At 36.4% G+C, this 20,824-nt stretch carries 25 protein-coding genes; 21 read left to right on the forward strand and 4 right to left on the reverse strand.

The features are described from left to right. The first annotated feature begins 8 nt into the window (after positions 1-8). Genes M2306_RS17145 through M2306_RS17160 form a run of 4 tightly spaced genes read left to right on the forward strand, consistent with a single transcriptional unit; the run spans position 9 to position 3,373 of the window. Positions 9-494, forward strand: coding sequence for a Na+/H+ antiporter subunit E (locus M2306_RS17145; RefSeq protein ID WP_002987538.1), 486 nt, complete (start codon positions 9-11; stop codon positions 492-494). Next, a complete protein-coding gene (locus M2306_RS17150) occupies positions 491-766 on the forward strand; it encodes a cation:proton antiporter (RefSeq protein ID WP_002987537.1) in 276 nt (91 codons plus the stop codon). The genes M2306_RS17145 and M2306_RS17150 overlap by 4 nt, the downstream gene beginning before the upstream one ends. Then, a complete protein-coding gene (gene mnhG / locus M2306_RS17155) occupies positions 759-1,163 on the forward strand; it encodes a monovalent cation/H(+) antiporter subunit G (protein WP_115091714.1) in 405 nt (134 codons plus the stop codon). The genes M2306_RS17150 and mnhG overlap by 8 nt, the downstream gene beginning before the upstream one ends. A 53-nt stretch (positions 1,164-1,216) precedes the next feature. Continuing rightward, positions 1,217-3,373, forward strand: a complete 2,157-nt coding sequence (locus tag M2306_RS17160; RefSeq protein ID WP_259188804.1) for a S46 family peptidase — start codon at positions 1,217-1,219, stop codon at positions 3,371-3,373. 491 nt (positions 3,374-3,864) lie between these two features. Here M2306_RS17160 and M2306_RS17165 read toward each other — a convergent pair whose 3' ends face one another. Continuing rightward, the gene (locus M2306_RS17165) at positions 3,865-4,305 is read right to left on the reverse strand and encodes a DUF4190 domain-containing protein (protein ID WP_002987533.1); all 441 of its coding nucleotides are present in this window, start codon (positions 4,303-4,305) and stop codon (positions 3,865-3,867) included. 273 nt (positions 4,306-4,578) lie between these two features. Between M2306_RS17165 and M2306_RS17170 the strand changes: the two genes are divergently transcribed. The 3 genes from M2306_RS17170 (at position 4,579) to M2306_RS17180 (ending at position 7,561) form a co-directional block, all read left to right on the forward strand. Next, the gene (locus M2306_RS17170) at positions 4,579-5,931 is read left to right on the forward strand and encodes a UDP-N-acetylmuramate--L-alanine ligase (protein ID WP_259188803.1); all 1,353 of its coding nucleotides are present in this window, start codon (positions 4,579-4,581) and stop codon (positions 5,929-5,931) included. 133 nt (positions 5,932-6,064) lie between these two features. Continuing rightward, complete coding sequence (locus tag M2306_RS17175; RefSeq protein ID WP_259188801.1) at positions 6,065-6,805, forward strand: JAB domain-containing protein; 741 nt, start codon at positions 6,065-6,067, stop codon at positions 6,803-6,805. A 57-nt stretch (positions 6,806-6,862) separates the two neighbouring features. Beyond that, positions 6,863-7,561 carry a YjjG family noncanonical pyrimidine nucleotidase gene (locus tag M2306_RS17180; RefSeq protein WP_259188800.1) on the forward strand — a complete coding sequence of 233 codons (699 nt, stop codon included), beginning with the start codon at positions 6,863-6,865 and terminating at the stop codon, positions 7,559-7,561. A 15-nt stretch (positions 7,562-7,576) separates the two neighbouring features. On the opposite strand, the gene M2306_RS17185 is transcribed toward M2306_RS17180, so the two are convergent. Continuing rightward, positions 7,577-8,854: a replication-associated recombination protein A gene (locus M2306_RS17185; RefSeq protein ID WP_259188798.1), complete on the reverse strand. Its 1,278-nt coding sequence runs from the start codon at positions 8,852-8,854 to the stop codon at positions 7,577-7,579. A 153-nt stretch (positions 8,855-9,007) separates the two neighbouring features. Here M2306_RS17185 and M2306_RS17190 point away from each other — a divergent pair, with 153 nt between their 5' ends. Further along, positions 9,008-9,748 (forward strand): rhomboid family intramembrane serine protease, encoded by a 741-nt coding sequence (locus tag M2306_RS17190; RefSeq protein WP_115091706.1) that lies wholly within the window; start codon positions 9,008-9,010, stop codon positions 9,746-9,748. 462 nt (positions 9,749-10,210) lie between these two features. Here the strand turns inward: M2306_RS17190 and rlmB are convergent, their stop codons facing one another. Both rlmB and M2306_RS17200 read right to left on the reverse strand, forming a co-directional pair. Further along, complete coding sequence (gene rlmB, locus M2306_RS17195; protein WP_002987526.1) at positions 10,211-10,945, reverse strand: 23S rRNA (guanosine(2251)-2'-O)-methyltransferase RlmB; 735 nt, start codon at positions 10,943-10,945, stop codon at positions 10,211-10,213. A 21-nt stretch (positions 10,946-10,966) separates the two neighbouring features. After that, entirely contained in the window at positions 10,967-12,703 is a 1,737-nt protein-coding gene (locus tag M2306_RS17200; RefSeq protein WP_498882904.1) for a BamA/TamA family outer membrane protein, read from the reverse strand. A 183-nt stretch (positions 12,704-12,886) separates the two neighbouring features. Between M2306_RS17200 and rpsL the strand changes: the two genes are divergently transcribed. The 13 genes from rpsL (at position 12,887) to rpmC (ending at position 20,816) form a co-directional block, all read left to right on the forward strand. Next, positions 12,887-13,267 (forward strand): 30S ribosomal protein S12, encoded by a 381-nt coding sequence (gene rpsL, locus M2306_RS17205; protein ID WP_002987523.1) that lies wholly within the window; start codon positions 12,887-12,889, stop codon positions 13,265-13,267. A gap of 25 nt (positions 13,268-13,292) precedes the next feature. Further along, positions 13,293-13,769 carry a 30S ribosomal protein S7 gene (gene rpsG, locus M2306_RS17210; protein WP_002987522.1) on the forward strand — a complete coding sequence of 159 codons (477 nt, stop codon included), beginning with the start codon at positions 13,293-13,295 and terminating at the stop codon, positions 13,767-13,769. A 21-nt stretch (positions 13,770-13,790) separates the two neighbouring features. Then, complete coding sequence (gene fusA, locus M2306_RS17215; RefSeq protein ID WP_115091704.1) at positions 13,791-15,926, forward strand: elongation factor G; 2,136 nt, start codon at positions 13,791-13,793, stop codon at positions 15,924-15,926. A gap of 12 nt (positions 15,927-15,938) precedes the next feature. Then, the gene (gene rpsJ, locus M2306_RS17220) at positions 15,939-16,244 is read left to right on the forward strand and encodes a 30S ribosomal protein S10 (RefSeq protein WP_002987520.1); all 306 of its coding nucleotides are present in this window, start codon (positions 15,939-15,941) and stop codon (positions 16,242-16,244) included. 113 nt (positions 16,245-16,357) lie between these two features. Beyond that, positions 16,358-16,975, forward strand: coding sequence for a 50S ribosomal protein L3 (rplC, locus tag M2306_RS17225; protein ID WP_115091703.1), 618 nt, complete (start codon positions 16,358-16,360; stop codon positions 16,973-16,975). Next, positions 16,975-17,604 (forward strand): 50S ribosomal protein L4, encoded by a 630-nt coding sequence (gene rplD, locus M2306_RS17230; protein WP_002987518.1) that lies wholly within the window; start codon positions 16,975-16,977, stop codon positions 17,602-17,604. Before rplC ends, rplD begins: the two co-directional genes overlap by 1 nt. A 7-nt stretch (positions 17,605-17,611) precedes the next feature. Continuing rightward, a complete protein-coding gene (gene rplW / locus M2306_RS17235) occupies positions 17,612-17,902 on the forward strand; it encodes a 50S ribosomal protein L23 (RefSeq protein WP_002987517.1) in 291 nt (96 codons plus the stop codon). A gap of 6 nt (positions 17,903-17,908) precedes the next feature. After that, complete coding sequence (gene rplB / locus M2306_RS17240) at positions 17,909-18,733, forward strand: 50S ribosomal protein L2 (RefSeq protein ID WP_115091702.1); 825 nt, start codon at positions 17,909-17,911, stop codon at positions 18,731-18,733. An 11-nt stretch (positions 18,734-18,744) separates the two neighbouring features. Further along, positions 18,745-19,023, forward strand: a complete 279-nt coding sequence (rpsS, locus tag M2306_RS17245) for a 30S ribosomal protein S19 (RefSeq protein WP_002987514.1) — start codon at positions 18,745-18,747, stop codon at positions 19,021-19,023. A gap of 9 nt (positions 19,024-19,032) precedes the next feature. Then, positions 19,033-19,443, forward strand: a complete 411-nt coding sequence (rplV, locus tag M2306_RS17250) for a 50S ribosomal protein L22 (RefSeq protein ID WP_115091701.1) — start codon at positions 19,033-19,035, stop codon at positions 19,441-19,443. Between the two features lie 8 nt (positions 19,444-19,451). Beyond that, entirely contained in the window at positions 19,452-20,174 is a 723-nt protein-coding gene (gene rpsC / locus M2306_RS17255; RefSeq protein WP_115091700.1) for a 30S ribosomal protein S3, read from the forward strand. Between the two features lie 18 nt (positions 20,175-20,192). After that, positions 20,193-20,612 carry a 50S ribosomal protein L16 gene (gene rplP / locus M2306_RS17260; RefSeq protein ID WP_002987510.1) on the forward strand — a complete coding sequence of 140 codons (420 nt, stop codon included), beginning with the start codon at positions 20,193-20,195 and terminating at the stop codon, positions 20,610-20,612. A 12-nt stretch (positions 20,613-20,624) separates the two neighbouring features. After that, on the forward strand, positions 20,625-20,816 hold the full coding sequence (gene rpmC / locus M2306_RS17265) for a 50S ribosomal protein L29 (protein ID WP_002987509.1): 192 nt from the start codon (positions 20,625-20,627) through the stop codon (positions 20,814-20,816). Positions 20,817-20,824: the final 8 nt, after the last annotated feature.

A 20,824-nucleotide genomic window follows, 5' to 3' on the forward strand; every position in this document is an offset into this window, starting at 1 on the left:
CGAGAAGTATGTTAAAATATTTTTTACTTAATATCTTATTGACCTTTGTTTGGGTTGCGCTAACAGGACAACTAAACTACGCCAACTTCTTCTTTGGAGGGGTAGCTGGTTTCTTTATCCTATGGATGTTAACGAAAACCTCTTCCAATAAAGCCGATAAGGAATACTTTTATCGCGTACCTAAAATTATCGTTTTTATTTTTTACTTCTTTGTGGATATGCTACAGGCAAATTTACAAGTGGCGATTGATGTAATTACACCCAATTACCATACAACGCCAGGAATTATTAAATACGAAATCGATGCGGAAACAGATTTTGAAATTACCATGTTAGCGAATATTATTGCACTTACACCCGGAACAATGGTAATTGATATTGCAGACGATAAAAGCCATATCTTTATTCATACCATGTATCTGAAGGATAAGGATAAATTCATTCAACGCATGAAAGAAAGAACTGAAAAGAAACTATTAGCTATTTTACGATGAGAGTAGAAACCTATTTAATCTATGTGGTAATGCCTATCATCTGTTTGTCCTTAATCTTAATTTTTATTCGATTTTTAAAAGGACCAACAGTGGCGGATCGCGTCGTGGCTATTGATTTACTTATAACCGTAGGCGTTGGATTTATTGGACTATTTAGTTTAATCGCCAATAACCCTATTTTCTTAGACGTGGCGGTCATCATGGCGCTAATTGCGTTCTTGAGTACTGTAGCCTTTTCGTTTTACCTAGATAAAAGAGATAGAGATGACTGATTTACTAATCATGATATTGAGCACACTAGGAGCAATTTTTATTTTAATTGCTTCTATCGGTATTTTTAGAATGCCCGATTTTTATACAAGACTTTCCATCACAATCAAAGCCGCAACATTGGGAATCGGATGTATTCTCGGAGCTGCAGCAATTCACTTTTCAGAGTTCTCTATTACAACCAAAGTGTTTGCGATTGTCTTCTTTTTGTTTATTACCTCACCAGTAGCTGCATTCTTAATCGCAAGAACTGCGTATATGACAGGAATTAAACTGTGGAACAAGTCTGTAATCGATGAACTAAAAGACAAATATGGTTTTGATGAATCTTGTGAAATAGAGGAGAAAAATACCAATTTGAACCCGAATACCAATAAAAATGATGAAGAGAAGGATTAATTATTTTGTTTATTAAACTATCTTCGCAAACTAAGTAACATACTATTATAATTATGAAAAAAATCGTTTTATTACTGACCGCATTTTTACTTGTTGCGCCTATCAAATTGAAGGCTGATGAGGGAATGTGGTTTTTAATGTTCATTGAGCGTTTGAATCAACGCGATATGGAAAAAATGGGATTACAGCTTACGGCTGAAGAAATTTACAGTATTAATAACCACTCATTAAAGGATGCAATTGTGCAATTTGATGGAGGGTGTACTGCAGAAATAATCTCAAATCAAGGACTGGTTTTGACAAACCACCACTGTGGATATGATAAGATTGCAAGCTTATCTACACCAGAAGATGATATTTTAACTAACGGGTTTTGGGCGAAAGACAAAGCATCAGAAAGACCAGCAAAAGGTTTATCTGTTCGTTTCTTCGTTCGTATGGATGACGTGACTAAACGCATCATCTCTCAGGTTAATAATAACATGACGGAAGAGGAAAGAGAAAAAGTAATCAACCAAGAGATTGCTAAAATTCAAAAAGAAAATGATGGCGGTGGAAAATATACCGTATCAGTAAAGTCTTTCTTCCAAGGAAATGAATACTACTATTTCGTATATGAAGATTACAATGATGTTCGTTTAGTAGGTACACCTCCTAATAGCATTGGGAAATTTGGTGGAGATACTGACAACTGGGAGTGGCCACGTCACACAGGAGATTTCTCTATGTTCCGTGTTTACACAGATAAAAATGGTAACCCAGCAGAATATGATGCTGCAAACGTTCCAATGAAACCGAAACATGCGTTACCAGTTTCTATCGCTGGAATTAAAGAAGGTGACTTCTCTATGATCTTAGGATATCCTGGAAGAACAAACCGTTGGATGCCTGCACAAGGAGTAGAGCAAAATATTAAATTCGCATACCCAGCTTGGGTAGAGGGATCTAAATTAGGAATGGATGTGATGAAAAAACACATGGCTAATGATGATGCAGTGCGTTTAAATTATGCTTCTAAATATGCAGGTGTAGCAAACTACTGGAAAAACAGACAAGGGATGATTGATGCTTTAAATCAACACCAAACAGTAGCGACGAAAACAACAGCAGAAAAAGAATTCCAACATTGGGCTGATAAGAAAGATAATAAAGCAGAATTCGGAAACGTAATTAGCGATATTAACGCGTTTTATAATGCAACTAACGCAAAAGCTCGTCATGATAATTATTTGATGACTTTATTGCGTACTTCAGGATTAGCTGCTGCTCCTTACCGTTTATCTGGTGGAATGGAAGCTTATGCTGCTGGTGATGATAAGAAAAGAAAAGAAATGCACGATGAGTTCGTAGCTTATGTAAATGATATCTATGACGGACAAAGTGAAGCATTAGAAAAAGAAATGTTGGCAAAACAATTAGAATTGTATGCTACAAAATCTGAAGGATATGCAATCGCTCCTTATGTAGCGCAAATTCAAAAAGAATACAACGGTGACTTCGCTAAATTTGTGGATAAAGCATTTGAAGAAAGTGTTTTTGCAAACAAAGAAAGAGTGTTAGCTTTCATCGCTAAACCAACAAGTGCAACAATTAGTAGAGATCCATTATTGAAATTATCAGTTTCTATTATGGAGCAATACCGTGCGAAAAGTGATGAATTGGCTAAACTAGAAGATAAGTATCAAAAAGCATATCGTTTGTTTGTTGATGGTGTAAGACGTAGTAACCCAACAGGAAAATACTACCCAGATGCTAACTCAACATTGCGTTTAACTTATGGAACAGTAAAAGGTTTGCCAAGAGGCGAAAAAGCGAATGATGCAAAAGAAAACTGGTATACAACATTAAAAGGTACAGTTGCTAAACATATACCAGGAGATGAAGAGTTTGATGTACCACAGAAATTAATGGATTTGTATAAAGCTGGTAATTATGGTATGTATGCAGATAAAGAAGGACACTTACCAGTAAACTTCCTAACAAACCACGATATTACAGGAGGTAACTCTGGTTCACCTGTATTAAACGGAAAAGGAGAGTTAATTGGATTGGCTTTTGACGGAAACATCGAAGCAATGGCAGGAGACGTAATTTACGACCCAGAATTGCAACGCACAATCAACGTTGATATCCGTTATGTGTTGTTTATTATTGACAAGTTTGCTGATGCAAAACACATTATCGAAGAGATGAACATTGTGAAAAAATAAATAGAGAGACAGTAGTAAACATTGGTTTACTACTGTTTTTTTTATATCGGCTTTATGTTTTCAAACAATAGGGCACAAATAAAAACAGCTTGCATTTGCAAGCTGTTTTTATTTTTTTAAGTCAATCCTAACAGAGGTAGAAAAGCATATAAAAAGAAAAGACAAAGTATAACGATATCAACGACTAGTATTTTTTTGTTGTAAAGTCTAGTAGGTAGTAAAAGTAACATACCTCTTGAAACCCCAACATAAACAAAAAATAAAAATATCGAATAGCTATAAGGATTAATCAACTCTTTTTTACCCCTTACTAAGGCCATAAAGTCTCGGGTTAATCCTCTACTTTTACACAAAGCTTCTGGTAGTCCTTCACAGGCGGAACGAATGCTTAGCGTGGTTGAGGTTGTGGTAGTGAGTAGAAAAATATACCCAAACAAGCACAACATTAGCAAGAAAAAAATCCAATTGATAATCCTGTAATTTGTCACTCTTTATTCTGCTACTTGTTCTTCTATGTATAAACTGTCTTCTTGATTTTGAAGTGAATCTGACTCATCTTCTTCGTAGTATTCGTAATCTTGATTATTCATACTATCTAACTCTTTCTGAACTTCATCAATGTTTTTGATTGCTGCTGTTGTTACAGATGCAAATAGAAGTCCCCAAAGTAAAATGATAGTGAAGCTAATCGCTCCAAGAACTAGACCAGCAACTCCTAAACCTTTAGATTCGCTGTGTTTTTTAGCGCTAGAAATAGCCAAGATTCCCAATACAATAGCTGCGATTGAAACAATAATTGCAATCATTCCAAAGCAAGGGATGAAAGAAGCAGGTAAAGCAATAATACCTGAAACAAGTGATATAATACCTAAAACTTGTGTGTTATTACCACTTTTCTGTGGTGGTAATGGTGGTGGAATGTAATTGTCCATAGGGCGATTTTTTGAATAAAATTTTGACGAAAATACGATATATTTTTTCTTAAATGTTAATAAAATAGTAAAAATGACGGGTGAGTAGGGAACTTAAAGTTGAATTTGACGGCAAAACACCTGAAAGTAAAGAAGTAATGTGTTAGAGAAATTAAAAAAATCAAAGACAAGAATCAGCTGTTTTTTCATGAAGCATTGTGAAAATTAACCTGTTTTTCAGTAATAAAATCGTAATTTTAACGCCAATTACAAATCGACTTAAATAGATAGATAATGCGCATACATTTTATTGCAATCGGAGGAAGTGCCATGCACAATTTAGCTTTAGCCTTACATGCAAAAGGCGATGTTGTTACTGGAAGTGATGATGCTATTTTTGAACCCTCTAAAACACGATTGGCAAAACAAGGATTGTTGCCAGAACAAGAAGGATGGTATACAGAGAAAATTACAGCTGATATTGATGCCGTAATCTTGGGTATGCATGCAAAAGAAGATAATCCAGAGTTGATTAAAGCAAAAGAATTAGGGCTCAAAATATATTCGTACCCCGAGTTTATTTATGAGCATGCAAAAAATAAAACGCGTGTAGTCATTGGAGGATCTCATGGTAAAACAACCATTACTTCTATGGTGTTACACGTATTGAATTACCACGGTGTTGAGGTAGATTACCTAGTAGGTGCACAACTAGAAGGATTTGATCGTATGGTCAATCTAACAGATGAGAATGATTTTATGCTGATAGAAGGGGATGAATACTTATCTTCTCCTATTGATAGACGACCAAAGTTTCATCTATATGAACCCAATATAGCTTTGCTTAGTGGTATCGCTTGGGATCATATTAATGTGTTTCCAACATTCGAGAACTACGTAGATCAATTCCGTATTTTTATTGATAAAATTACCAATGGTGGTATTTTAATCTACAACGAAGAGGATGCTATAGTGAAACAAATTGCAGAGGAAAGCACAAACCCTATTCGCAAAATTCCTTATACAACATTGGAAAATGAAATTGTAGATGGAGTCGCTTATCTAGTTACTTCAGAGGGACCAATGCCATTAGAAGTATTTGGTCAACACAATATAAATAATATTAGTGGAGCTAAATGGGTATGTCAAAACATGGGAATTGACGAGGATGATTTCTTCGATGCAATTACAAGTTTTAAAGGGGCTTCTAAACGCTTAGAAAAATTGTATGATGACGGAACTACAGTAGTGTATAAAGACTTTGCACATTCACCAAGTAAAGTAAAAGCAACAATGAAAGCAGTTCGTGAACAATACCCCAACAAGCAGTTAGTGGCTTGTTTAGAATTGCATACCTATAGCAGTTTAAATGCGGACTTCTTATCAGAATATAAAGGAAGTTTAGAGACGGCTGATCAAGCAGTGGTGTTTTATTCTTTGCATGCATTAAAGATCAAACGCATGCCTGAAATTACGGCCGAGCAAATGAAGACAGCTTTTGAATTGCCTGCTTTGACAACGTATACCAATGCAGATGATTTTAAAACCTACATCAAAGCGTTAGATTTAAAAGATAGTGTATTGCTATTTATGAGTTCTGGAGATTATGGCGGACTTGATTTGAATGAATTTGTTCAAACCTTATAACTAAAACAAACAATCCTTTCATTGAAAGGATTGTTTGTTTTTAGATATTTACTAATCGAAGAATTAGAGCAAGGGTATGGAGTTGTGGAGTGATTTTTGAAGTAGATAGAGTAATCCTACTAAGTAAACAATCATGTCCGATACAAAAAAACCGATTAACGCTTGGGCTGAAGACGATCGCCCTAGAGAAAAACTTATGCTCAAAGGAAAAAGCGCTTTGAGTGATGCTGAGCTAATTGCGATTTTAATTGGTTCCGGAAATAAAGAGGAATCCGCAATTGACCTTAGTCGTCGAATTTTAAAAGACAATGAATCCAGTTTGGCAGAACTAGCGAGACAATCCGTCTTAAACTTGCAGCGCTTTAAAGGAATTGGAGAAGCCAAAGCAATTGCTATTGTAGCCGCATTAGAACTAGGACAACGTCGACGAATCGCAGATAAAGTGAGTAGAAATAAAATAGGCTCCAGTCAAGATGTATTTGAATTGATGCAACCTAAAATAGGAGAGCTGACGCATGAAGAATTTTGGGTTATCTTTTTGAATAATGCCAATCACGTCCGAGGGGTTGTGGCTAATCATACTGAACCTTTCATCAAACACCAGCTCATTGATACAGTCAATATCAGCAAAGGAGGTATGACAGGAACGGTAGTTGATTTGAGAATTTTATTTAAACTGGCATTGGAAAAACAAGCTACGGGCGTAATTCTAGTGCACAACCATCCTTCGGGTAAACTTTTACCCAGTGAAGCAGATCTTCAGATTACAAAAAAAATTAAAGAAGCTGGGAACATCATGGATATTGCCATTTTAGACCATCTCATCATTACGGAGTACGATTATTATAGTTTTGCCGATCATGGGCGATTCTAATAGGTCTTGTTTTTTTCAAAATGTGTACTTTTGTAACTTTAATTGGAAATAGTACCGATGTATTTAAAAAAGTTTGAACATAAAACCGATATATTTTTTGACCTGGATCATACGCTATGGGATTTTGAAAAGAATTCAGCTTTAGCTTTTGAGCAAGTGTTACACGAAATGAAATTGCCTTTTACCATTGAGCAATTCTTGAATTACTATGTAAGTATCAATGCGGAGTATTGGGATCGCTACAGCTTGAATCAAATTTCACAAGCTGAGCTTCGCATAGGAAGAATTCGCGATACTTTCAATTCCCTAGATTATACAACATCTGTGGATCGTATGTTGGAAGTAGGGGATCGATACCTTTCTTACCTGCCAGACTACAACCATTTATTTGATGGGGCAATCGAAATTTTAGAATACTTGCAAGAAAAATATAAGCTGCATATCATCACCAATGGATTCGATCAAGTACAAGCGAGAAAAATAAAAAACTCAGGGATGGAAGGGTACTTTCAAACCATTACCAATTCCGATTTAGCAGGAGTGAAAAAACCAGATGCTAAAATCTTTACTTACGCGTTGCAATTGGCAAAAGCTCAAGTACAAGATACGGTTATGATTGGAGATAATCTTTTAGCAGATATCGAAGGAGCACAAAATGTAGGTATGGATGTGATTTATTACAATGAACACCATAAAACAGTTCCGACAACGTTGCCTCAAGTCAATACCTTATTAGATATAAAAAGCCTGCTCTAAAAGCAGGCTTTTGTATTAATAGTTGTATTTGAATTGCCATCTGTTTTTCAAGAAATCACGTGTCCCGTTTTCTCGGCTGTTCTGTCCAGGTTCATATAAAACAGTTCCACTTAATTCTGTTGGCAGGAACTCCTGATTGACAAAATTGTTGGGATAATCATGGGAGTACTTGTAGTCTTCCCCATATCCTAATTCCTTCATTAATTTGGTAGGCGCATTGCGCAAGTGAATGGGAACAGATAAATCCCCCGTTTGTTTTACGAGTTGTTGGGCTTTGCCAATAGCCATATAGGTAGAATTGCTTTTGGGTGAAGTCGCTAAATAAATGGCACATTGGCTCAATAAGATTCTACTTTCTGGATACCCAATCACAGACACAGCCTGAAAGGTATTTGTCGCCATAATTAAAGCCGTTGGGTTCGCATTGCCTATATCTTCAGAGGCAGCAATAACCAAACGACGAGCAATAAATTTTACATCTTCCCCGCCTTCAATCATACGAGCTAACCAATAGACAGCCCCGTTGGGATCGCTCCCGCGAATAGACTTGATAAAAGCCGATACAATATCGTAGTGTTGTTCTCCCGTCTTGTCATAAAGCACCGTGTTTTTCTGAACAACCTGCATGACATAGTCATTCGTCAATACCACATCGTCTCCTGTTGTAGCATTCACAATCAGTTCAAAGGTGTTTAATAACTTTCGCCCATCTCCACCCGATACGCGAAAGAGCGCTTCGGTCTCTTGTAAGGTGATGCGTTTCGATCGCAAGAAAGAATCTTTTTCAATCGCTCGATCCAATAAAGCGCGTAAGTCCTCTTTTGTAAAGGCATGTAGGGTGTAAACCTGACATCTAGAAAGCAAAGCAGGGATGACTTCAAAACTAGGGTTTTCTGTAGTTGCTCCAATAAGGGTAATCCAACCGCGTTCAACTGCAGCTAAAAGAGAATCTTGTTGCGATTTGCTGAAGCGGTGAATCTCATCTATAAACAAGATGGGATTGCGAGCCGTAAATAAGCCGTGATTAGACTTGGCCTTCTCAATAACTTCTCGCACATCTTTAACACCAGAATTGATTGCACTCAAAACATAAAAAGGACGCTGACTCTCTTTAGCCATAATTTCAGCTAACGTTGTCTTTCCTGTACCTGGAGGCCCCCAAAATAGCAAAGAAGGAATAAAGCCAGTTTGTAATTGCTTCGTTAATATGCCTTGTTCACCCACTAAATGTGCCTGACTAACATAGTCAGCCAAGGTTTGTGGTCGTACTCTTTCTGCTAATGGTGCATCCATGACAATATGATTTTGAGAAACACAAAAATACAACCTATAATGCCGAATAAAAAACAGTCAACCAAAATTGTGCGGAAAACCATGTGGTTTGTATGGTTGATTTGAAAGACTATTTTATATCTTTATGTTTTATGTACTAACGAAAGCATGCGAATGAAAGATAAACAACTTGTAGTGACAGCTGATCTAATTATACTGCCCATACTATTCATGATGGTGATATGGAGCGTGTATTGGTTGGATTGGAAGGACTATTTACAACTCTATCAATATGGCGTTTATCCTCGTACCTTGACAGGATTGAGAGGAATTCTTTTTAGTCCTTTTATCCATGGAGGACTGAAGCATATTTACAACAACTCAGTGGCTTTATTTGTCTTGTTATTGCTGTTGCAATTTTTTTATAAGAAACAAGTATGGCAAGTGCTAGGGTGGGGGATTTTGTTATCTGGATTTGGAACATGGTTGATCGCTCGTGAAAGTTATCATATCGGCGCAAGTGGATTGATTTATGTATTAGTGAGCTATATGTTTTTCAAAGGAATACAAACCAAGTACTTTCGTCTAGTCGCCCTCTCACTTTTAATTGTTGTCCTCTATGGAAGTATGATTTGGTATGTCTTTCCGGATATTGAGGAAGGAATCTCTTGGGAAGGACACTTGAGTGGGTTTATTACGGGAATGATTTTGTCTTTTGTATTGAAGAATCCCGTATACGTAGAGGCTGTGTATAAATACGATTGGCAATCGCCAAATTATAAACCAGATCTTGATCCCTTTATGCAGTGTTTCGATGAAAATGGAAACTTTATAGTTATTCCAAAGGAAGTCCAAGAAGCAATAGATGTAAAAAATCCCTATCGGACAACATTGCCTATTGTTTATGGGAAATGAGAAAATAGAGATAAGATGATGAGAGGGTGAGGCGATGAGAGGTAAAAAAGTATGAAGTGTGGGAGTTTTGCAAAAGCAAAAAAATAACTTCATTCCGAAACCAACAATATAAAACATCATCTTAAGGTGTTGTGTAGGGTTTCTTCGACTTTCCTTGGAGATTCCTTCGATATTCCTTCGACAAAAGGGGGTGTTTTCCTAGGAATCTCCAAGCATTGTCCAAGGAATGTCCAATAAAACTACTACTAACCACTAATAAGCTATTACTAAGGTATTACTAAGGTATTACTAAGTCTTTGCGATAGACAAAAAAAGAATAGAACACATTCTTGTACTTGTATGGCTTTTACCCTTGCATTTTTCAGCGTGAAATAAAAGAATATCTTTTTATGTTTAAACTTTACTATAAGTTCACGCTCTTCTCATAACCCATAACCATAACTCATAACCTTCACTAACAACTTACCTACGCTGTCTGATAATTTCATATAGAAATGCACCACAAGCAACAGATACGTTTAGAGAATCAATGTTACTAAACATAGGAAGTTTAGCTTTCTCATCGATAATTTTTAATACAGATGGATTGATTCCTCTGTCCTCACTACCCATGATAATAGCCAAAGGAATATTTAAATCTACATCGTAAATTTCCTTTTCTGCCTTTTCAGTTGCGCCTATAGTCATCACTCCAGATCCTTGTAAATAGAAAACAGCATCTTTAATGTGGTCTACTTTACAAATTGGAATGTTGAATACAGCACCAGCAGAAGTTTTGATGGTATCTCCATTTACAGGAGCAGCGCCATTTTTAGAAATGATAATCCCATCAGCTCCACAACAAACTGCTGTACGGATGATAGCACCAAAATTACGCGCATCTGATAATTGATCCAAAACAACAAATAGCGGTTTTTCTTTTTGCTCTAATGTCGTTTCAACTAACGTTTCTAAAGTAACAAAAGTAATAGGTGCAATCGTTCCGATAGCCCCTTGGTGATTTTTCTTCGTTAAGCGATTCAGCTTCTCAATAGGCACATAAGAGAAATTAATGTTATTTCTCTTCAATGACTTGATTAACTCATTCATTAACTCACCTTGAGCATCCTTTTGTAAGAATACTTTATCTATATCTTTTCCTGCTTCGATGGCTTCGATTATCGCACGAATACCAAAAATTTGATTCTCCTGATCCATGGTGCAAATGTAGCTATATTTTTAATAATCATTTGATGTTTTTTGTTTTACAATCAAACTTTTATATCCTCTCCTAAGTGAATTGTGAAAGAGGATTGAAAAGAGGGTTTTAAACCCAATGTGTATGGTCGTATTGTCAAAGGAAAAAGGAATCCCTGGCTGTTTACCATTGGCAAAAGAAAGATTAAAGTAACTAGAAGAGGTAATGAACCCCAAGCCCATACCGACACTATATAAGGTGTTCTTTTGATTTAAAGGTTTATATTCCTGTATGGCGTAGTCAAATATTGTATGCAAATACAAACTAGGATGAACTAAAAAGCGATACTCCGTATTAATTAAGTTGAGCTGATTGGCCAGTAAACTGTTTTCTTGAAAACCACGGAGCGATTGTGTACCTCCAAAACGATACATTTCATTCACGAGGTAATCCTTACTAAAGAGGGAGTAATAGGTCCAGTTGATATAGAAAAAGTGCTTAGGCGCTAACTCAATATTTTTATTCGCTTGAAGCTGGATGATGTACTGCGATTCTTTCTCCTCTTCTGTGGTACGACTACCTGTGCCGACTAAGGCGTCTAAAGAATAATTGACAGGAAATAAAGGGAGGTAACTTCTCTTTTTAATTAGAGTATAATTAAGCGTATAAAATTTGCTGTCAAAATTCTCCATGGACGGCAAGATACTATTGGTGGTCGACGAAGTACTTTGATAACCAACTTTGATATTCTGGTTGTACTGAATTGCATAACCGATTTGCAGCGCTAGCTTGGTGTTTTGGTAAATCGTATCTTGTTTTTGTATATTTAGTTGACCACTTAGATTGAGTGGAGTATTAAATAAGTAAACAAAAGAAGTCTTGAAGTCAAATTGTGTTTGTTTGTTCGCATCGCTTCTCCAATAGAGTTGAAGCGTTTCTCCTTTATTCAATACATTGTTTAGGGCTAAATCCAAATAACCCGCTAATGTAAATTTTTCATTTTCATCTGTGCTAAACCCCATAAAACCATCAAAAGTATTGGTGTTTACTTTATCTAGGTAGAGATATAACGTGGTATTATCAGCAGTAAATAACGTTTCGGGTGTTTTATACTGCTTTAAGAAATCCAATTCATTTAAGGTTTCAGTTAAATTGGAAACGAGTTGGTCGCTATACGGTTTATTGAGGTAGCGCTTCGTTACCTGTTTAATGATTTTTTCGGGAACCTTACCACTGCTTTGAATCGCAATGTCATTTAATTTTCTACTTTGTGCTAAATTGAGTTGGAGGTCACAATATAAAGTGTTATTTTGGACGTTATGATTGCTCAATTGTAGAGCAGACATCCCTAAACCTTCTTGATCTAATTTCAGGGTATATTGTTGCAGCTTCGCTGAGAGCAATTCAAAATCGAAGCGAATACTGTCTTGGGTAAAACCAAGTCGTTGTTGAAGGGATGAATCTAAGTTCTTATTTGATAAAACAACTTGACGAATAGGATCACCTAATATATAGGTATAGACTAAGGCTTCTTCTTGTTGTTCTTTCTCCTTTTTGAAAGACAAAAAACCTTTTCGATACAACAGTTGGTCAACGCTATCTACTGTTTGCTTAATGGATTGTAAATCAGGATGATTTTTTTTGTATCCCAAGTTGTGAAGTAATTCACGCTCTTTCGCTTGTGCTGAAGTTAGTTCAAGTGTCAGGTTTGTATTTTGACCATAAGAGCCTAAACACAGGAATAGCAAGAAAAAAAAAGGGAGAATAGACTTGAACACTTGGACGATATATTTACGTGTAAAGTAAAATAAAAAAAGTAAGAAGCTGAGACTTAAAGAATAAAATAAATAAATTACTTGAAAATTAATAAATTGTCTTTTGAAAAAAGAAAAAAACTTTCTACATTTGCAACCCCGTATATAGTGGGGAATAATATATTGTAGAAATTATTAATAAACATTATGCCAACAATTCAACAATTAGTAAGAACAGGGAGAACCCAATTAACTAAGAAGAGTAAATCGGTTGCTTTGGATTCTTGTCCTCAAAGAAGAGGAGTTTGTACGCGTGTTTATACTACTACACCTAAAAAACCTAACTCTGCAATGCGTAAAGTTGCAAGGGTACGTTTGACAAATGGTAATGAAGTAAACGCTTACATCCCAGGAGAAGGACACAATTTACAAGAGCACTCGATAGTATTAGTTAGAGGAGGAAGGGTAAAAGATTTGCCAGGTGTTAGATACCACATCGTACGTGGAGCTTTGGATACTGCTGGAGTAAACGGTAGAACTCAAAGAAGATCTAAATATGGTGCAAAACGCCCTAAAGACAAAAAATAATCGTTTAAACGTTTAAGAAAAAGACATGAGAAAAAGACAGGCGAAAAAGAGACCTCTTTTACCAGATCCGAAATTTAATGATCAATTAGTGACGCGTTTTGTAAATAACTTAATGTGGGACGGTAAGAAGTCTACGGCTTTTAAAGTATTTTATGATGCTTTAGCAATCGTTGAAGAGAAAAAACAAGATGAGGAGAAAACTTCATTGGAAATTTGGAAAGAAGCTTTAACTAATGTTATGCCACACGTAGAGGTTCGTTCTCGTCGTGTTGGAGGTGCTACATTCCAAATTCCTATGCAAATTCGTCCAGATAGAAAAATTTCTATGGCAATGAAATGGATGATTTTGTATGCGAGAAGAAGAAATGAGAAATCCATGGCTGCAAGATTAGCTTCTGAAATTTTAGCTGCTGCTAAAGAAGAAGGTGCTGCGGTTAAAAAGAGAATGGATACGCATAAAATGGCTGAGGCTAATAAAGCGTTCTCTCACTTTAGATTTTAATCCATACAGAAAAATTATACAATGGCAAGAGATTTAAAATATACAAGAAATATTGGTATCGCTGCTCACATCGATGCTGGTAAAACAACTACTACAGAACGTATTTTGTTCTATACAGGTAAAAACCATAAAATGGGAGAAACTCACGAAGGGTCTTCTACTATGGACTGGATGGAGCAAGAAGCGGAAAGAGGTATTACTATTACTTCAGCAGCGACTACTTGTACTTGGAATTTCCCAACAAAACAAGGTGAGAAGATAGCTGAGTCTATGGAGTACCACTTCAATATTATTGATACTCCGGGTCACGTTGACTTTACAGTAGAGGTGAACCGTTCTTTACGTGTATTAGATGGATTAGTATTCTTATTTAGTGCAGTTGATGGTGTTGAGCCACAATCTGAAACTAACTGGAGATTAGCTGATAACTATAAAGTTCCTCGTATGGGGTTCGTTAATAAAATGGACCGTCAAGGAGCTAACTTCTTAGCAGTATGTCAACAAGTTAAAGATATGTTGAAATCAAACGCTGTGCCAATCGTTTTACCAATTGGTGATGAAGCAGATTTCAAAGGTATCGTTGACTTAGTGAAAAACCGCGCAATCGTATGGCATGATGAAAATCATGGTTCTACTTTTGACGTTGTTGATATTCCTGCTGATATGATCGATGATGTTAAACAATACAGAGGTCAATTAATCGAGGAGATCGCGGCTTATGACGAGAACCTTCTTGAGAAATATATGGAAGATGAGAACTCAATTACTGAGGACGAAATTCACAAAGCTTTACGTGCTGCTACATTAGATATGAGCATCATTCCAATGTCTTGTGGATCATCATTCAAAAACAAAGGTGTTCAGTTTATGTTAGATGCTGTTTGTCGTTACTTACCTTCTCCAATGGACAAGGAAGCTATCGAAGGAACAAATCCTGATACTGAAGAGCCAGTTATACGTAAGCCATCAGTTACTGAGCCGTTTGCTGCATTAGCATTTAAAATCGCTACAGATCCTTTCGTAGGTCGTTTAGCTTTCTTTAGAGCTTATTCAGGACACTTAGACGCTGGTTCTTATGTATTGAACACGCGTTCTGGTAACAAAGAGCGTATTTCTCGTATCTACCAAATGCACGCAAACAAACAAAATCCAATCGAATATATTGAGGCTGGAGATATTGGAGCTGCTGTAGGATTCAAGGATATCAAAACTGGAGATACTTTATGTGATGAAAAACATCCTATCGTATTAGAAAGTATGGACTTCCCTGATCCAGTAATTGGTATCGCTATTGAACCAAAAACAAAAGCGGATATGGATAAAATGGGTACTGCTTTAGCTAAATTAGCAGAAGAGGATCCAACGTTTACTGTGAAAACAGATAAAGCTTCTGGACAAACAGTTATCTCTGGTATGGGTGAGTTACACTTAGATGTATTAATCGACCGTATGAGACGTGAATTCAAAGTTGAAGTAAACCAAGGTGAGCCTCAAGTTGAATACAAAGAAACACTTACGCGCGCTGCTCAACACAGAGAGTCTTACAAAAAACAATCTGGTGGACGTGGTAAATTCGCGGATATCGTATTTACAATTGGACCTGCTGATGAAGTGGATGGAAAACCATTCGTTGGATTACAGTTCGTAAATGAGGTAAAAGGTGGTAACGTACCAAAAGAATATATTCCTTCTGTAGAAAAAGGATTCAAAGAAGCGATGAAACAAGGGCCTTTAGCAGGTTTCGAAATGGATTCGATGAAAGTTACTTTAACAGACGGTTCTTATCACGCGGTTGACTCGGATGCATTATCATTCGAATTGGCAGCGAAAATGGGTTACAAAGCTGCTGCTAAAGCTGCTGGTGCTGTAATTCTTGAGCCGATCATGAAGTTAGAAGTATTGACTCCTGAAGAAAACATGGGTGATATCGTTGGGGATTTGAACCGTCGTCGTGGACAAATCAACAGCATGGATGATAGAAATGGAGCAAAAGTTGTTAAAGCTTCTGTGCCATTATCAGAAATGTTCGGATATGTAACTACATTGAGAACGTTATCGTCAGGTAGAGCTACTTCTACAATGGAGTTCTCTCACTACTCTGAAACACCATCAAACATTTCAGAGGCTGTAATCACTAAAGCAAAAGGAAACGCTTAATTTTAGAGAAAAATGAGTCAAAAAATCAGAATAAAATTAAAATCTTACGATCATATGTTGGTTGATAAATCAGCAGAGAAAATCGTAAAAACTGTAAAAAGTACAGGTGCAGTAGTAACAGGTCCAATTCCGTTACCAACTGATAAAAAAATCTTTACTGTATTACGTTCACCACACGTAAACAAAAAAGCTAGAGAGCAATTTGAAGTTAGTTCTTACAAAAGATTGTTAGATATTTATTCTTCTTCTTCTAAAACAATTGATGCTTTAATGAAATTAGAGTTACCAAGCGGTGTAGAAGTTGAGATTAAAGTGTGATAATCCGAAAGTGATTTCAAGAAAAATAAAAGATTAAGGATTAAGTATTAGTGTGGAAATACGCTAATGCTTAATTCTTTTAAATAAGTTTCAAATAATTTAATTAAATATTTATGTCTGGGTTAATTGGTAAAAAAATCGGCATGACTAGTATTTTCGACGAAAATGGAAAAAACATTCCATGTACAGTAATCGAAGTTGGTCCATGTGTCGTTACCCAAGTCAGAACCAATGAGGTTGACGGGTATGAAGCGTTACAACTTGGTTTCGATGACAAGACAGAGAAACACGCTACTAAAGCTGAGTTAGGTCACTTTAAGAAAGCGGGAACATCTGCTAAAAGAAAAGTCGTTGAAATCAAAGAATTCGAAGGAGAACACAAATTAGGTGATGTTATCACTGTAGATTTGTTTGCTGAAGGAGAATTCGTAGACGTTCAAGGTGTATCTAAAGGAAAAGGTTTCCAAGGGGTTGTTAAACGTCATGGATTTGGCGGAGTAGGTCAAGTTACTCACGGTCAAAAAAACCGTTTAAGAGCACCAGGTTCTGTAGGAGCTTCTTCTTATCCATCTAGAGTATTCAAAGGAATGCGCATGGCAGGAAGAACTGGAGGAGAAAATGTAACAGTACAAAATCTTAGAGTTTTAAAAGTAGTGGCTGATAAGAACCTACTTGTTGTAAAAGGAGCTATTCCAGGACACAAAAACTCTTATGTAATCATTCAGAAGTAATGGAAGTAAAAGTTTTAGATATTACAGGGAAAGATACTGGAAGAAAAGTTGAACTTTTAGATTCAGTATTCGGAATTGAGCCAAATAATCACGCAGTATATCTTGATGTTAAACAATATTTAGCAAATCAAAGACAAGGTACACATAAAGCTAAAGAAAGAGCTGAAATCTCTGGAAGTACGCGTAAGATTAAAAAGCAAAAAGGAACTGGAACGGCGAGAGCAGGAAGTATCAAGTCACCAGTATTCAGAGGAGGGGGAAGAGTTTTCGGGCCAAGACCAAGAAACTATTCTTTCAAATTGAATAAGAACTTAAAACGCTTAGCTAGAAAATCGGCGTTTTCAATTAAGGTTCGCGAAGAGAACTTAATCGTTTTAGAAAACTTTAACTTCGAAGCACCAAGCACTAAAAATTTCATTAGTGTATTGAAAGCTTTAGGGTTAGAAAATAAAAAATCTCTATTTGTGTTGGGTGAATCAAATAAAAATGTATATTTGTCATCACGCAATTTAGAGAAGGCTGCTGTTGTAACTAACTCAGAATTAAGTACTTACGCTATTTTAAACGCGGGAAGCTTAGTCTTGACAGAAGGATCTGTGGCTGGAATTGTTGAAAATTTAAGCAAATAATAAGAACATGAGTGTTTTAATTAAGCCTATAATTACAGAAAAAGTGACAAAAGACGGTGAAATTTTTGGCCGTTATGGTTTCGTAGTTGATAGAAGAGCGAACAAAATTGAGATCAAAAAAGCTGTAGAAGCTACTTATGGTGTTAGTGTTGTTAACGTTAATACTATGAACTATGGTGCTAAGCGTTCTGTTAAATATACAAAAAGCGGTATGATTAACGCTAAAACTAATGCTTTCAAAAAAGCAATAGTTGAATTGAAAGAAGGAGATAATATAGACTTTTATTCAAATATCTAATAAATAATGTCAGTTAGAAAATTAAAACCTATTACCCCAGGTCAGCGTTTTAGAGTTGTAAATAGTTTTGACGCTATAACAACTGATAAGCCGGAGCGTAGTTTACTAGCACCGAAAAAAAAATCTGGAGGTAGAAATAGTCAAGGAAAAATGACCATGCGCTACACAGGTGGTGGTCATAAACAAAGATATCGTATCATCGATTTCAAAAGAACAAAAGAAGGAGTTCCTGCAATTGTTAAAACAATCGAGTATGATCCAAACCGTTCAGCATTTATTTCATTACTTGCTTATGCGGATGGAGCTAAAACTTACGTTATCGCACAAGCTGGTCTTAAAGTTGGACAAACTGTAGTTTCAGGACCAGATGCATCACCTGAAGTAGGTAATGCAATGCCTTTAAGTAGAATTCCTTTAGGAACTGTTATTTCTTGTATTGAATTACGTCCTGGACAAGGAGCAGTGATTGCTCGTTCAGCTGGTACTTTCGCGCAATTAGTAGCAAGAGATGGTAAGTATGCAACAATTAAAATGCCTTCTGGTGAAGTGCGTTTGATTTTGTTAACTTGTATGGCTACTATTGGAGCTGTATCGAACCACGATCACCAATTAATCGTTTCTGGTAAAGCTGGTAGATCTAGATGGTTAGGTAGAAGACCTAGAACAAGAGCTGTAGCTATGAACCCGGTAGATCACCCAATGGGAGGTGGAGAAGGTCGTTCTTCTGGAGGACATCCACGTTCAAGAAACGGGATGCCTGCTAAAGGTTATAGAACTCGTTCTAAAGTTAAGTCGAGTAACAAGTATATCGTTGAACGTAGAAAGAAATAAAAGAGTAAAACATGGCACGTTCGTTAAAAAAAGGACCTTATGTTCACTTTAAATTAGAGAAGAAAGTTCTTAAAAATGTAGAGTCTGGAAATAAAGCTGTTATCAAAACTTGGTCAAGAGCTTCTATGATTACTCCAGATTTCGTTGGACAGACTATCGCAGTACATAATGGTCGTCAATTTGTTCCTGTATATGTAACAGAGAACATGGTTGGACATAAGTTAGGGGAATTTTCACCAACAAGATCGTTTAGAGGTCACGCTGGTGCAAAGAATAAAGGTAAAAAATAATAAGAAGCTATGGGAGTTCGTAAAAGAGAAAGAGCTGAGCAAATTAAAGAAGCTAATAAGCAGGTTGCTTTTGCTAAGCTAAACAATTGCCCTACTTCTCCAAGAAAAATGCGCTTAGTAGCGGATTTAGTAAGAGGACAGAAAGTAGAAAAAGCTCTAAATATATTAAAATTCAGTTCAAAACATGCTTCTCGTAGTTTAGAGAAATTAGTTTTGTCTGCAATTGCAAACTGGCAAGCAAAAAACGTGGAAGAAAACATGGAAGAAGCTGGACTTTTTGTAAAGGAAATTAGAGTAGATGGAGGAATGATGTTGAAAAGACTTCGTCCTGCACCTCAAGGAAGAGCACACAGAATAAGAAAACGTTCTAATCACGTGACAATCGTATTAGGATCAAATAATAACACACAAAGCAATTAATAAACAGTATGGGACAAAAAACTAATCCGATCGGGAATCGCCTTGGTATTATTAGAGGATGGGACTCAAACTGGTATGGTGGAAATGATTACGGTGATAAACTCGCTGAGGATCACAAAATCAGAAAGTATATTCATGCTCGTTTATCAAAAGCTAGTGTATCAAAAGTAATCATCGAGAGAACTTTGAAACTTGTAACCGTTACTATCACTACTGCTAGACCTGGTATCATTATCGGAAAAGGTGGACAAGAGGTAGACAAGTTGAAAGAGGAATTGAAAAAGATTACTGATAAGGAAGTTCAAATCAATATCTTTGAAATTAAGAGACCTGAACTTGACGCGTTTTTAGTGGCTGCTAGTATTGCTCGTCAAATCGAAAACAGAATTTCTTACCGTAGAGCAATCCGTATGGCTATTGGTGCTGCGATGAGAATGAATGCTGAAGGAATCAAAGTAATGATTTCTGGTCGTTTGAACGGTGCTGAAATGGCACGTTCAGAATCTTTCAAAGATGGAAGAATTCCATTATCTACTTTCAGAGCCGACATCGATTATGCACTTGCTGAAGCTCATACTACTTACGGTAGAATGGGAATTAAAGTGTGGATCATGAAAGGTGAGGTTTATGGTAAAAGAGATCTTTCTCCGTTAGCTGGTATGGATAAAAAACAGTCTAAATCACCAGCAGGATCTAGTAAAGGTAGACCTAACCAACGCAAAAGAAAGTAATTTTTAAACTGAAGAAAAATGTTACAGCCTAAAAGAACAAAATACCGTAAGGTACAGAAAGGTAAGATGAAAGGGATTTCCCAAAGAGGGCATGAACTTTCTAATGGGATGTTCGGAATTAAATCTTTAGATTCAGCATTTATCACTTCTCGTCAAATCGAGGCTGCACGTATCGCTGCAACTCGTTTCATGAAACGTGAAGGACAATTATGGATCAAGATTTTCCCAGACAAACCAATCACTAAGAAGCCTCTTGAAGTGCGTATGGGTAAAGGTAAGGGTGCAGTAGAATACTGGGTTGCTGTGGTAAAACCAGGAAAAATAATGTTTGAGGTTGGTGGTGTTCCACTATCTGTAGCGAAAGAAGCTTTACGCTTAGCTGCTCAAAAACTTCCTGTGAAAACAAAATTTATAATTGCTAGAGATTTCGAAGCATAATAGAAATTTATCATGAAACAATCTGAAATAGTAAACCTATCTGTAGCTGATTTACAAGAGCAATTAAAAGAGTTGACTAACGCATTAAATAGCTTAAAAGCTACTCATGCAATTTCTCCAATCGAGAACCCTCTTCAAATCAGAAAGGTGAGAAGAACAATTGCTAGAGTGAATACTGAGCTAAGCAAAAGAGAGTTACAATAATTGTATTC

The organism is Myroides gitamensis, from assembly GCF_029894455.1.
GTDB classification, from domain to species: domain Bacteria; phylum Bacteroidota; class Bacteroidia; order Flavobacteriales; family Flavobacteriaceae; genus Flavobacterium; species Flavobacterium odoratum.